Below are 12,807 nucleotides of genomic sequence, written 5' to 3' on the forward strand. Positions count from 1 at the left end.
CGCCGCCTGAGGCAGTGGTCCGCGCCACGCGCGCCGCCGGCACCGATCGAGGGCTAGCGTGCCCGCCATGCGACGACCGGGGGCGCGGCTGGCCGCCGCGGTGCTGGCGACGGGGCTGCTGGTGGGCGGCGCGGGGCCCGCGGTGGCGGAGGACGCCCGGCCCACCGCCGACCCGTCCGCGCCGACGCCCACCGCACCCCCGCCCGGCGGGCCACCCCAGGGCAGCGGGCCCGGCGGGGTGACCGTCGGCGGCGAGGAGCTCGACACCCGCGGCACCGTCGTGGTCGACGGGGCTGCCCCGCTGCCGGACGAGGTGGTCGCTCCCGGCTGGCTGGTGGCCGACGCCGGCAGCGGGGCGGTGCTGGCCGCCCGCGACCCGCACGGCCGCTACTACCCCGCCAGCACGCTCAAGACCCTGACCCTGCTGACCCTCCTGCCGCTGCTGGACCCCGCCGAGGTCGTCGAGGGCACGGTCGAGGACGAGGCGGTGGAGGGCAGCCGGGTCGGCATGGTCGCCGGTGGGCGCTACCGGGTGTCGCTGCTCTACCAGGCGCTCGTGATGCAGTCGGGCAACGACGCGGCCAACGCCCTCGCCCGCGCCGCGGGCGGCACCGACGTCACCGTGCGCGCCATGAACGAGATGGCCGAGTCGATCGGCGCCTACGACACCGTCGCGGGGACGCCGTCCGGGCTGGACGTGGCCGGCCAGTCGTCCTCGCCCTACGACCTCGCCCTGGTCTTCCGCCGACTGGTCGAGGACCCGGACACGGTGGCGCTGCTGCGGACGAGGCTCGCCGAGATGCCCGCGGTCGAGGGCCGCTACCCCGGCTACCAGATCCACAACCAGAACCCGCTGGCCGGCACACCCGGCAACCTCGGTGGCAAGACCGGCTTCACCGACGCCGCCCGGCACACCTTCGTCACCGCCGCCGAGCGCGACGGCCGGCGGCTGGTCGTCAGCGTGATGCGCACCGAGAACGTGCCGCTGCGCGCCGCCGACCAGGCCGCGCTGCTGCTGGACTGGGGCTTCGCCGTCCCGGCGGGGACCGCGGGCGTGGGCCGGCTGGTCGACTCCGCTGCCGAGCTCTCCCCGCTGCTCGCCTCCCCGCTCCCTGGACCGGCCGGGGTGGCCGTGGCGCCGGCGCCCGCGGCCGCGGACGACGGGCAGTCCGTGCTGGTGCCGGTGGCGCTGGCCGTGACCGCCGCGGGCATCGTCGTCGCCACGGTGATCGGCGTCCGCCGGGCGATCGAGGTGGTGCCCGCGCCGGTCAGCCGGGCGCCGGAGCGCCCCGGCCCTCGGCGGCCGGGACCACCGGCTCGCGGCCCTCGGCCACCACGCGCGCGTCCCCCTGCACCTGGGGCAGGGTCGCCGTCCACGCGGCCGTGAAGAAGGCGAACCGGCAGACGACGTTGATCCAGATCAGGATGCCGACGGCGCCGCCGAACGCCGACGCCGTCACGCTGCCCGAGATCAGCGACAGGTAGAGGCTGCCCACCAGCTTGAGCACCTCGAAGCCGACGGCGCCGAACAGCGCCCCGGGCAGCAGCCGGCGCAGCGGGTAGGAGATGGAGGGCACGACCCGCAGCAGCCACAGGAAGACGACGACGTCGGTGAGGAGGGCCAGGCCCAGCCCGAGCACGGCGGTGAGCAGGAACAGACCGGGGGCGCGCTCGAGGCCCAGCGCCTCCAGCGTCCAGGACGTGGCCCGGGTGACCCCGCCGGTGAGGCCGAGGCTGAGCAGCCCGGCGAGGCCGAAGGCGGCCAGCGCCACCAGGTCCTGCAGGTTGTCGCGGAGGAACTCCGGGTCGTCGACGCGGCCCTTCCAGATCCGCTCCATGCCCAGGCGCAGCTTGTCCATGGCGCGCAGCCCGGCGTAGAGGAAGCCGACGAGCCCGATGGCGCCGACGACCCCGGCCGACCCGACCGCGCCGCGCAGCTCGCCCACGATCTCCGAGCCCGTCGGGCCGGGGAAGCTCTCGCGGATGGTGGCGTAGAGCTCCTGCTGCAGCAGCTCGTTGCCGGCGAGGACCAGCCCGATGACCGACGCGACGAGCAGCAGCACCGGCACCAGGCCGAGGAAGACGAAGTAGGTGACTCCCGCGGCCATGAGGTCGCCCTGGGTGCGCTGGTAGCGGCCGCCGGCACGGGCCAGGTGGTCGAACCACGGGAGGCGGCGGCGCAGCCGGGTGACCCGGTCCTGCCAGCGTCCGGGCAGCTGGGTGACCCGCGACCAGCGGCCGCCGGGAGGCTGGTCCCCCACGGGCGCGGGGGCGGGCCGCTCGGTCCGGGTGGCACTCACCCGCCCCAGTCTGCGGGCAGACCGCCCCGCCCGCGCCCCGGCCTGGTGACGTGCTGGAACGGCCCCGCTGCAGGGGCCCGCCGGCCCCGTCCCGGGTCCCGCCCTGAGCCTGCGAAGGGTGGGGAGGACGGGGTCCTTCTCCGAGGCGTGGGGGGAAGGGTGGTCCTCTCTCAGTGCGGCGGGCCGGTGAGGGGGTACTCGCGGGCGATCACCCAGGTGCCGTCGGGCGTCTGCTCGAACTCGGTGAAGTGCTCGACGCGGAACTCCGCCGAGAGGTCGGCCAGGCCGCTGTAGGCGAGGTCGAGCATGTCCGGCGGGACGTCGTGCGCCACGGTCACGTGCGGGTGGTACGGGTAGGACAGCGAACGCGCCAGCGGCCCGCGGCGGACGTCGTTGGCGATCAGCTCGCAGTTGCCGATGCCACGGGCCACGGCCACGAACACCACCGCCGAGACCGGCGCGAACGTCCCGGTGCCCGACAGGTGCATGTCGAACGGCGGGTGGTTGGCCGCGACCTCGGCCAGGTGGGCGCTGATCACCGGCCGGTCGGCCAGCGGCACCTCGGTCGGCGGCAGCAGCGTGACGTGCGGCGGCACCGAGGTGGCCTGCGGGTCCCCGACCTTGGCCCGCCAGTCGACGAACAGCTGCGACCACGGCTCCGGGATGGGGACGACGACGCCGAGGACGGCGGTCCGCGCGGCGCTGCGGCTGCGCGGGACGAAGGTGTCGTCGTTCACGCGGGCGCTCCTGCGGGTGGCAGGAAGCCGACCTTGTCGTAGACGTCGGCGACCGTGCGGACGGCGACCTCGCGGGCTCGGGCCGCGCCCTGCGCCAGGGTGCGCTGCAGCTCCGCGGGGTCGTCGAGCAGCTCCTGGGTGCGCCGGCGGACCGGCGTCACGAAGTCGACGACGACCTCGGCCAGCTCCTTCTTGAGGTCGCCGTAGCCGCGGCCGGCGAACCGCTCCTCCAGCTCGGGGATCGACGTGCCCGACAGCGCGCTGTGGATGGTCAGCAGGTTGGTGATCCCCGGCTTCTCCACCGGGTCGGCCACGACCTCGCGGCCGGTGTCGGTGACCGCCGAGCGGATCTTCTTGGCGGTCACCTTGGGGTCGTCGAGGAGGAAGACGCAGCCGGCCGGCGGGAGGCTCTTGCTCATCTTCTTGTCCGGGGACTGCAGGTCCATGACCCGCGCCGCCCCCGCCGGGATGATCCCCTCGGGCAGCGGGAAGGTGTCGCCGAAGCGGCCGTTGAACCGGGTCGCGAGGTCGCGGGTGAGCTCCAGGTGCTGGCGCTGGTCGTCCCCGACGGGCACCTGGTCGGCCTGGTAGACGAGGATGTCGGCGGCCATGAGCACCGGGTAGGTGAACAGCCCCACCGAGGTGCCGGAGGTGCCCTCGCGCTGGCTCTTGTCCTTGAACTGCGTCATCCGGCTGGCCTCGCCGAACCCGGTCAGGCACTCCAGCACCCAGGACAGCTGCAGGTGCTCGGGCACGTGGCTCTGCACGAAGAGCGTGCTGCGCTCCGGGTCGACGCCGAGGGCCAGCAGCTGGGCCGCGGAGACGAGGGTGTTGCGCCGCAGCTCCGCCGGGTCCTGGGCGACGGTGATCGCGTGCAGGTCGACGACGCAGTAGAAGGCCTCGGTGTCCTCCTGCAGCCGCACCCACTGCCGCAGCGCACCCAGGTGGTTGCCGAGGTGGAACGAGCCCGCCGTCGGCTGGATGCCGGAGAGCACACGGGGAAGAGGCACGTCGGCCATCAAACCAGCCGATCCCGGGGCGTGGCGCCGCACGTCCCGAACGTCCTCGTCACCGGCGGGTCACGCGACCGGAGCGGTCGACCGGACCTCGTCCAGCGCGGCGAGCAGGACGTCGTCCTCCTCGGGCGTGCCGACGGTCACCCGGATCCCCTCCCCGGCGAACGGCCGGGTGATGACCGCCCGGGCCTCCAGCGCGGCCGCCAGCCCGGCGGCCTCCTCCCCCACCGGCAGCCAGACGAAGTTGGCCTGGCTGTCGGACACCTCGAGGCCGCGCTCGCGCAGCGCCGCGGTGAGCCGCGCCCGCTCGGCGGTGACCGCGGCACAGCGCCGGCGGACCTCGTCCTCGCTGGCCAGCGCGGCGACCGCGGCGGCCTGGGCGAGGGTGTTGACGCTGAACGGCACGTGCGTCCGGCGCACCGCGTCGGCGACCGAGGGGTCCTCGGCGACGAGGTAGCCGACCCGCAGCCCGGCCAGTCCCCAGGCCTTGGAGAAGGTGCGCAGCACGGCGACGTGGGGCCGCCCGCGCATCAGCTCCACCCCGTCGGGGACGTCGGGGTCGGTGACGAACTCCCGGTAGGCCTCGTCGAGGACGACGAGCGTGTCGGCGGGGACGGTGTCGAGGAAGCGCTCGAGCTCCGCCCGGCGGACCGCCGTCCCGGTGGGGTTGTTCGGGTTGCAGACGAAGACCACCCGGGTGCTGTCGTCGACCGCAGCGGCCAGCGCCTCGAGGTCGTGGGTGTCGGCCGGGCCGCCCGCGCGGCCGGGCACCAGCGGCACCTGGATCGACCGGGCGCCGGCCACCTGCGCCAGCAGCGGGTACATCTCGAACGACCGCCAGGCGAAGGCGATGCTCGTGCCGGGGTCGTTGAACGACTGCGCCAGCTGCTGGCAGAGCATGACCGCGCCGCACCCGGTCACCACCTGGGCGGGGTCGACGCCGTAGCGCTCGGCCAGGGCGGCCGTGAGGACGACGGCGCCGTTGTCGGGGTAGCGGTTGGTCTCCGCCGCCGCGGCCGCGAGCGCCTCGACGACGGCCGGCAGCGGCGGGAACGCCACCTCGTTGCTGGCCAGCTTGACCGCCCGCTCGACGCCGATCTCCCGCGCGAGGTCGGCGGGGTTGCGCCCCGGCCGGTAGGCGGGCAGCTGCTGCACCGCCGGTCGTGCGCTGACCACGTCGGGACCTCCTGACCACGGCTCCGCGTCGCGACGCTGGGTGGCCGCGCGCGGATCTAGGGTGGGCGCATGCGCGTTCTCGTCGCCGGTGGAGCCGGCTACATCGGCAGCGTAGTCACGGCGGCCCTCCTGGAGGGCGGGCACGAGGTGACCGTCCTCGACGACCTGTCGACCGGCCACGCCGACGCCGTCCCCTCGGGTGCGAGGTTCGTGCAGGCCTCGCTGCACGACTCCGCGCCGGTCCTGGCCGAGGTCCGCCCCGAGGCGGTGCTGCACTTCGCGGCCAAGAGCCTGGTCGGCGAGTCGCAGGTCAAGCCGGAGATCTACTGGGACACCAACGTCTCCGGCACGCTGGCGCTGCTGGAGGCCATGCGCGCGGCCGACTGCCGCCGGATCGTCTTCTCCTCCACCGCGGCCACCTACGGCGAGCCCGAGCAGGTGCCGATCCGCGAGGACGCCCCCACCCGGCCCACCAACACCTACGGCGCCACCAAGCTCGCCGTCGACGCGATGCTGACCTCCTACGCGGCCGCGTACGACTTCGCGGCGGTGAGCCTGCGCTACTTCAACGTGGCCGGTGCCGCCTACGGCCTCGGCGAGCGGCACACCACCGAGACCCACCTCATCCCGATCGCGCTGCAGGTGGTGGCCGGCCAGCGGGACCACCTGACGATCTACGGCGAGGACTACCCCACGCCCGACGGCACCTGCATCCGCGACTACATCCACGTCGAGGACCTCAGCGACGCCCACCTGCTGGCGCTGACCGCCCCGTCCCCCGGCGAGCACCGCATCTACAACCTGGGCAACGGCACGGGCTTCTCGGTGCAGCAGGTGATCGACGCCGTCCGCGAGGTCACCGGCCACCCGGTGCCGGTCGAGGTCGGCCAGCGACGGGCCGGGGACCCGGCGCAGCTGGTCGCCTCCAGTGACAGGATCCGCGGCGACCTGGGCTGGACGCCGAAGCACACCGACCTGGCCGGCATCGTCCGCGACGCCTGGGAGACCGCCCAGAAGCGGGGCTGAGAGAGGACCCCTCTGCCCCCACCACTCGCGAGCTCGTGGCGGGCCCCTGCAGGAGGGCCGACAGCACGCGGCGGGTCCCTGCAGGGGTCCTTCAGGTGCCGATCGTGCTGGTCGGCACCTGCGCGGGGTCGATCTCGGGCTCCGGCGCGCGGCTGACCGAGATCCGCGCGATCCGCCGTCCGTCGAGCTCGAGGACCGTCAGCGTGCGCCCCTCGACCTCGACGCTGTCGCCGACATCGGGCAGCCGGCCGAGCTCGGCGAGCACGTAGCCGGCCACGGTCTCGTAGGGGCCCTCGGGCAGCTGCAGCCCGGTCACCTCGCGGAAGTCGTCGAGGTTGAGCAGCCCGTCGACCTCGTGCGGGCCGTCCGGGCGCTCCTCCCCCTCGCCGGCGACGTCCTCGTCGTACTCGTCGTAGATCTCCCCGATGACCTCCTCGATGAGGTCCTCGAGGGTGACGATGCCGTCGGTGCCGCCGTACTCGTCGACGACGATCGCGAGGTGGTGGTTCTCCCGCCGCATCACCGACAGGGCGGTGAGGACGCCGGCGGTGCCCGGGAGCCGTTTGACCTCGCGGACCAGGTCGCCGACGGTCGCGGCGCGGCCGGCCGGGTGGTTGGGCAGGAACAGGTCGCGGACGTGCACGAAGCCCAGGACGTCGTCCTCGTCGCGGCCGACGACCGGGTAGCGCGAGTGGCTGGAGTCGGAGACCTGCTTGGCCGCGCGGCTCGCGGTCATCGACGCCTCGAGGAAGTCGACCTCGGTGCGCGGCGTCATGACCTCGCGGACCTCGCGGTCGCCGGCCCGGAAGACCTCCCCGATGAGGCGGCGCTCGTCGGAGCTCAGCGACTCGTGCGCGGTCACGAGGTCGCGCAGCTCCTCCTGGCTGATCGACTCGCCGCTGGCCGCCGGGTCGCCGCCGAGCAGCCGGACCAGCAGGTTGGTCGACTTCGACAGCAGCCAGATGACCGGGCGGGAGAGCTTGGCGATCGCGTTGAGGGGTGCGGCGACCAGCAGGGAGAAGCCCTCGGCCCGCTGCAGCGCCAGGCGCTTGGGGGTCAACTCGCCGACCACCAGGGACAGGTAGCTGATCGCGATGGTGACCAGCACGAAGGCCAGCGTGCCGGCGAGGCCCTCCCGCATGCCCAGGTCGACCAGCCAGTCGGCGAACGGCTGGGAGAGGGTGCTGGCACCGAACGCGGCGGAGAAGAAACCGGCCAGGGTGACCCCGACCTGGACGGCGGCGAGGAAGCGGTTGGGGTCGCTGAGCAGGCGCTGCACGGCCTTGCCGCGCCGTCCGCCGTTCTCGCCCATCGCCCGCACCTGGGACTCGCGGAGCGAGACGAGCGCGATCTCCGCCCCCGAGAAGGCGCCGCCGATCAGGACGAAGACGACGACCATCACGATGTTGAGCCAGACGTCGCTCACCGGCGGCGTGCTCCTGTCGGACGGGGCAGTGGGACGACGTCCATGCTGCCCGCTCGTCCTCCGGAGAGCACCACCCCAGCGGGGTCGGCCGGCCCACAGTGACCTCGGTCACCTCCCACTGCCGATCACGCTGCGCGTACGGCTACTCTTGCCAGAGTAACGATTCGTGATCTAGCACCTGGTGAGGACCACCACTCGTGCACCACATGCCGGCGGGTCCGCCGCTCTCCTCCCGCATCGCCGCAGCACTCTCCCGGTGGGCTCGCCTCCTCCGCCTCCCGCGCCTGGTGCCCCTGCTCCTCGTGGTCGGCGCCGTCGCCGTCGTGACGGTCGGGGCACCCGTGGTGTCCGGCGCCGTGACCAGCTTCACCGACCCGGTGGCGCTCGAGTCGACCCCGACCGCCGCCGGCAGCGCCCCCGACGCGGTCGGCTCGGGCGGGTCGTCGTCCTCCGGCGGGTGGGTGGACGACCCGCTCGTGCGGATGGGCGTCGACGGCGCCCCGGCACCGCAGACCCCGGCCGCGGCGCCCGCCGCTCCGTCGTCGGTCGAAGCGCCGTCCCCGGCGAGCACGTCGGCGCCCGCGACCGGGTCCGCGGCGGCCGAGGCGTCGGAGCGCGCCGTCCCCGTCGAGGAGCCGGCGGCCGAGTCCGAGGCGGAGGCCGGGTCCGGGTCCGAGGCGCCCGCCGTCGAGGCGGAGACCGAGCCGGCGCCGGTGGCCCGGGCCGCCGTCCCCGCGGACCCCACCGCGGAGGCCGCGGTGCTCGCGCTGGTCAACGAGGCCCGGGTCGACGCCGGCTGCGGTGCCCTGACCGCCGACCCGGCGCTGGCCGCGGTGGCGCGGGCGCACAGTGCGGACATGCGCGACCGCGACTACTTCTCGCACACCAGCCCGGAGGGCCTGTCCCCCTTCGACCGGGCCGAGCAGGCCGGCGTCGACTACTCGCGCGCGGAGAACATCGCCTTCGGCCAGGCCGACGCGGCCGCGGTGATGGAGGCCTGGCTGGAGAGCCCGGGCCACCGCGCGAACATCCTCGACTGCGAGCTGACGAAGCTCGGTGTGGGCGTCGCCGAGGGCCCCGGCGGCCCCTGGTGGACCCAGCTCTTCGGCGTCTGAGGGAGGGCCACCCCTCCCCCACCCCTCGCGAGCTCGGGCGGTCCCTGTGGGGGCCGCCCTCTCCCCCGGCCACCTGCAGGCTCGCGGCGGGGTCGGGGGTGGGTGTCCGCCGAACGGGTGTCACCCCGGGCCGGCCGGCTCCGTCGATCCGGTAGACAGCAGACCGTCGCCGCGATCGAGGAGGCGGCCTCGCCCGAAGGACGGAGACACGATGAGCTCGGCCACGAGGACGGACACGCAGCCGCCGGCACTGCACGCCGCCGACAGCCACGACCTGATCCGCGTGCAGGGTGCCCGCGAGAACAACCTCAAGGACGTCAGCGTCGAGATCCCGAAGCGCCGGCTGACGGTGTTCACCGGCGTCTCCGGCTCGGGCAAGAGCTCGCTGGTGTTCGGCACGATCGCCGCGGAGTCGCAGCGGCTGATCAACGAGACCTACAGCGCCTTCGTGCAGGGCTTCATGCCGACGCTGGCCCGGCCCGAGGTCGACCTGCTCGAAGGGCTGACGACGGCGATCATCGTCGACCAGGAGCGGATGGGCGCCAACCCCCGCTCCACCGTCGGCACCGCCACCGACGCCAACGCGATGCTGCGCATCCTGTTCAGCCGGCTCGGGCAGCCGCACATCGGTCCGCCGACCGCGTTCTCCTTCAACGTCCCCACGCGCAAGGCGAGCGGGGTGATGAGCCGGGAGAAGGCCGGCGGCCGCGTCGAGAAGAACGTGGTGCGCGACGCCGTCTACATGGGCGGCATGTGTCCGCGGTGCGAGGGCATGGGCTCGGTCTCCGACTTCGACCTCGCGGCCCTCTACGACGAGTCGAAGTCGCTGAACGAGGGCGGCCTGATGGTCCCGGGCTACAGCATGGACGGGTGGTACGGCCGCCTCTTCCAAGGCATCGGCCTGGACCTGGACAAGCCGATCGGGAAGTACACGAAGAAGGAGATGGACGACCTCCTCTACAAGGAGCCGACGAAGATCAAGGTCGAGGGCATCAACCTCACCTACGAGGGCGTGATCCCCAAGGTCCAGAAGTCCATGCTCTCCAAGGACGTCGACGCGCTGCAGCCGCACGTCCGGCGCTTCGTGGAGCGGGTGATCACGTTCCAGACCTGCCCCGAGTGCGACGGAACGCGGCTCACCCCGGAGGCCCTGTCGTCGAAGATCCGGGGCAGGAACATCGCCGACCTCTGCGCGATGCAGATCAGCGACCTGGCCGACTGGGTGCGCGAGCTGAGCGAGCCGTCGGTGGCGCCGCTGCTCACCGGCCTCCAGAACCTGCTCGACTCGTTCCGGGAGATCGGGCTCGGCTACCTCTCGCTCGACCGGCCGGCGGGCACGCTGTCGGGCGGCGAGGCGCAGCGCACGAAGATGATCCGCCACCTCGGCTCGGCGCTCACCGACGTCACCTACGTCTTCGACGAGCCCACGATCGGACTGCACCCCCACGACATCGAGCGCATGAACGACCTGCTGCGGCAGCTGCGGGACAAGGGCAACACGGTGCTCGTCGTGGAGCACAAGCCGGAGACGATCGCGATCGCCGACCACGTCGTCGACCTGGGCCCGGGTGCCGGGACCGGCGGTGGGGAGGTGGTGTTCGAGGGCACCGTCGACGGGCTGCGCGGGAGCGGCACCACGACCGGCCGGCACCTCGACCACCGGGTGTCCCTGAAACCGTCGGTGCGCACCCCCTCCGCAGCCCTCCCGGTGCGCGGCGCGGCCACCCACAACCTCCGGGACGTCGACGTCGACATCCCGCTCGGCGTGCTGGTGGTGCTCACCGGCGTCGCCGGCTCCGGGAAGAGCTCGTTGATCCACGGTTCGGTGGCGCCCCGGGACGGCGTGGTGGTGGTCGACCAGGGGGCCATCCGCGGCTCGCGGCGGAGCAACCCGGCGACCTACACCGGACTGCTCGAGCCCATCCGCAAGGCGTTCGCCAAGGCCAACGGCGTGAAACCCGCGCTGTTCAGCTCGAACTCGGAGGGCGCCTGCCCGACGTGCAACGGCGCCGGTGTCATCTACACCGAGCTGGGCGTCATGGCCACGGTCGAGTCGCCGTGCGAGGAGTGCGAGGGCAGGCGGTTCCAGGCCGCGGTCCTGGAGTACACGCTGGGTGGCCGCACCATCGCCGAGGTGCTCGCGATGTCGGTCGCCGAGGCGGAGGAGTTCTTCGGAGCCGGCGAGGCGCGCACGCCGGCCGCGCACGCGATCCTCGACCGGCTCGCCGACGTCGGGCTCGGCTACCTCAGCCTGGGTCAGCCGCTGACGACGCTGTCCGGCGGTGAGCGGCAGCGCCTGAAGCTGGCCGCCCAGATGGCCGAGAAGGGCAGCGTCTACGTGCTCGACGAGCCCACGACGGGCCTCCACCTCGCCGACGTCGAGAACCTGCTCGGCCTGCTCGACCGGCTCGTCGACTCCGGGAAGTCGGTCGTCGTCATCGAGCACCACCAGGCGGTCATGGCGCATGCCGACTGGATCATCGACCTGGGCCCCGGCGCCGGTCACGACGGCGGCCGGGTCGTCTTCGAGGGCACACCCGCCGACCTCGTCGCCGCCCGCTCCACCCTCACCGGCGAGCACCTCGCGGCCTACGTCGCCTGACGGACGACGGCCCCCTCACCGCGAGGTGAGGGGGCCGTCGTCAGGCCTCGTCCCGGGGCTGGCCCGCCCAGAGGCTCACCGCCGGCCCCGTCCAGGGCACCGCCCCGAGCGGAGCGAGGGGTGGGGAGGACGGGGTCCTCCCACGGTGAGGAGGACGGGGTACTTACCCCATGGCCTTCTGCAGGTTGCCGTCGATGGCCGCCAAGAAGTCCTGGGTGGTCAGCCACGGCTGGTCCTTGGAGATGAGCAGCGCGAGGTCCTTGGTCATCTGGCCGCTCTCGACGGTGTCGATGCAGACCTTCTCCAGGGTCTCCGCGAAGCGGGTCACCTCGGGCGTGTCGTCCAGCTTGCCGCGGTGGGCCAGACCCCGGGTCCAGGCGAAGATCGACGCGATCGGGTTGGTCGACGTCTCCTTGCCCTGCTGGTGCTGCCGGAAGTGGCGGGTCACCGTGCCGTGGGCGGCCTCGGCCTCGACGGTGCGCCCGTCGGGGCTCATCAGCACCGAGGTCATCAGGCCCAGCGAGCCGAAGCCCTGCGCCACGGTGTCGGACTGGACGTCGCCGTCGTAGTTCTTGCAGGCCCAGACGTAGCCGCCCTCCCACTTGAGGGACGCGGCGACCATGTCGTCGATGAGCCGGTGCTCGTAGGTGATGCCGGCCTGCTCGAACTGGTCCTTGAACTCCGCCTCGAAGACCTCGGCGAACAGGTCCTTGAACCGGCCGTCGTAGGCCTTGAGGATCGTGTTCTTGGTGGAGAGGTAGACCGGGTAGCCGCGCTGCAGGCCGTAGTTCATCGAGGCCCGGGCGAAGTCGCGGATCGACTCGTCGAGGTTGTACATCGCCAGCGCGACACCGGCGCCGGGCGCCTGGAAGACCTCGTGCTCGATCGGCGCGGAGCCGTCCTTGGGCGTGAAGGTCACCGTCAGGGTGCCCTCGCCGGGGAAGCGGAAGTCGGTGGCGCGGTACTGGTCACCGAAGGCGTGACGGCCGACGACGATCGGCTTGGTCCAGCCCGGCACCAGCCGCGGCACGTTCTGCATGATGATCGGCTCGCGGAAGATGACGCCGCCGAGGATGTTGCGGATCGTCCCGTTGGGGGACCGCCACATCTTCTTGAGGCCGAACTCCTCGACGCGGGCCTCGTCCGGGGTGATGGTCGCGCACTTGACCCCGACGCCGTGCCGCTTGATCGCGTTGGCGGCGTCGACGGTGATCTGGTCGTCGGTCTCGTCGCGCTTCTCGATGCCCAGGTCGTAGTACTCGAGGTTGACGTCGAGGTACGGGAGGATCAGCTGGTCCTTGATGAACTGCCAGATGATCCGGGTCATCTCGTCGCCGTCGAGCTCGACGACGGTGCCCTCGACCTTGATCTTTGCCACGTGCGGGTCCCTCTCTACATGCTCCGAGCCG

The 12,807-nt window shown here is 73.1% G+C and carries 10 protein-coding genes; 4 read left to right on the plus strand and 6 right to left on the minus strand.

Going from position 1 to position 12,807, the window contains the following annotated elements; genetic code table 11:
* Positions 1 to 67: 67 nt before the first annotated feature.
* Positions 68 to 1,387, plus strand: a complete 1,320-nt coding sequence (locus ACI79G_RS18875; protein WP_456882637.1) for a D-alanyl-D-alanine carboxypeptidase family protein — start codon at positions 68 to 70, stop codon at positions 1,385 to 1,387.
* On the opposite strand, the gene ACI79G_RS18880 is transcribed toward ACI79G_RS18875, so the two are convergent.
* The 4 genes from ACI79G_RS18880 to hisC all read right to left on the minus strand — a co-directional run bounded on the left by ACI79G_RS18880 (position 1,269) and on the right by hisC (position 5,229).
* A complete protein-coding gene (locus ACI79G_RS18880; protein ID WP_456882638.1) occupies positions 1,269 to 2,300 on the minus strand; it encodes a YihY/virulence factor BrkB family protein in 1,032 nt (343 codons plus the stop codon). The genes ACI79G_RS18875 and ACI79G_RS18880 overlap by 119 nt on opposite strands.
* A gap of 170 nt (positions 2,301 to 2,470) precedes the next feature.
* On the minus strand, positions 2,471 to 3,037 hold the full coding sequence (locus tag ACI79G_RS18885; RefSeq protein WP_456882639.1) for a 2'-5' RNA ligase family protein: 567 nt from the start codon (positions 3,035 to 3,037) through the stop codon (positions 2,471 to 2,473).
* On the minus strand, positions 3,034 to 4,056 hold the full coding sequence (trpS, locus tag ACI79G_RS18890; RefSeq protein WP_456882640.1) for a tryptophan--tRNA ligase: 1,023 nt from the start codon (positions 4,054 to 4,056) through the stop codon (positions 3,034 to 3,036). Before trpS ends, ACI79G_RS18885 begins: the two co-directional genes overlap by 4 nt.
* Before the next feature lie 60 nt (positions 4,057 to 4,116).
* Positions 4,117 to 5,229 carry a histidinol-phosphate transaminase gene (hisC, locus tag ACI79G_RS18895; protein WP_456882641.1) on the minus strand — a complete coding sequence of 371 codons (1,113 nt, stop codon included), beginning with the start codon at positions 5,227 to 5,229 and terminating at the stop codon, positions 4,117 to 4,119.
* Positions 5,230 to 5,298: 69 nt separating this feature from the next.
* On the opposite strand from hisC, the gene galE reads away from it, so the two are divergent.
* Positions 5,299 to 6,255: a UDP-glucose 4-epimerase GalE gene (galE, locus tag ACI79G_RS18900; RefSeq protein WP_456882642.1), complete on the plus strand. Its 957-nt coding sequence runs from the start codon at positions 5,299 to 5,301 to the stop codon at positions 6,253 to 6,255.
* A gap of 91 nt (positions 6,256 to 6,346) precedes the next feature.
* On the opposite strand, the gene ACI79G_RS18905 is transcribed toward galE, so the two are convergent.
* Positions 6,347 to 7,681, minus strand: a complete 1,335-nt coding sequence (locus ACI79G_RS18905) for a hemolysin family protein (protein WP_456882643.1) — start codon at positions 7,679 to 7,681, stop codon at positions 6,347 to 6,349.
* 287 nt (positions 7,682 to 7,968) lie between these two features.
* On the opposite strand from ACI79G_RS18905, the gene ACI79G_RS18910 reads away from it, so the two are divergent.
* Positions 7,969 to 8,796, plus strand: coding sequence for a CAP domain-containing protein (locus tag ACI79G_RS18910; RefSeq protein ID WP_456882644.1), 828 nt, complete (start codon positions 7,969 to 7,971; stop codon positions 8,794 to 8,796).
* 211 nt (positions 8,797 to 9,007) lie between these two features.
* Positions 9,008 to 11,398: an ATP-binding cassette domain-containing protein gene (locus ACI79G_RS18915; RefSeq protein ID WP_456882645.1), complete on the plus strand. Its 2,391-nt coding sequence runs from the start codon at positions 9,008 to 9,010 to the stop codon at positions 11,396 to 11,398.
* Between the two features lie 163 nt (positions 11,399 to 11,561).
* On the opposite strand, the gene ACI79G_RS18920 is transcribed toward ACI79G_RS18915, so the two are convergent.
* Positions 11,562 to 12,776, minus strand: a complete 1,215-nt coding sequence (locus ACI79G_RS18920) for an NADP-dependent isocitrate dehydrogenase (RefSeq protein ID WP_456882646.1) — start codon at positions 12,774 to 12,776, stop codon at positions 11,562 to 11,564.
* Positions 12,777 to 12,807 lie beyond the last annotated feature (31 nt).

The sequence above is a fragment of the Geodermatophilus sp. SYSU D00779 genome (genome assembly GCF_054050595.1).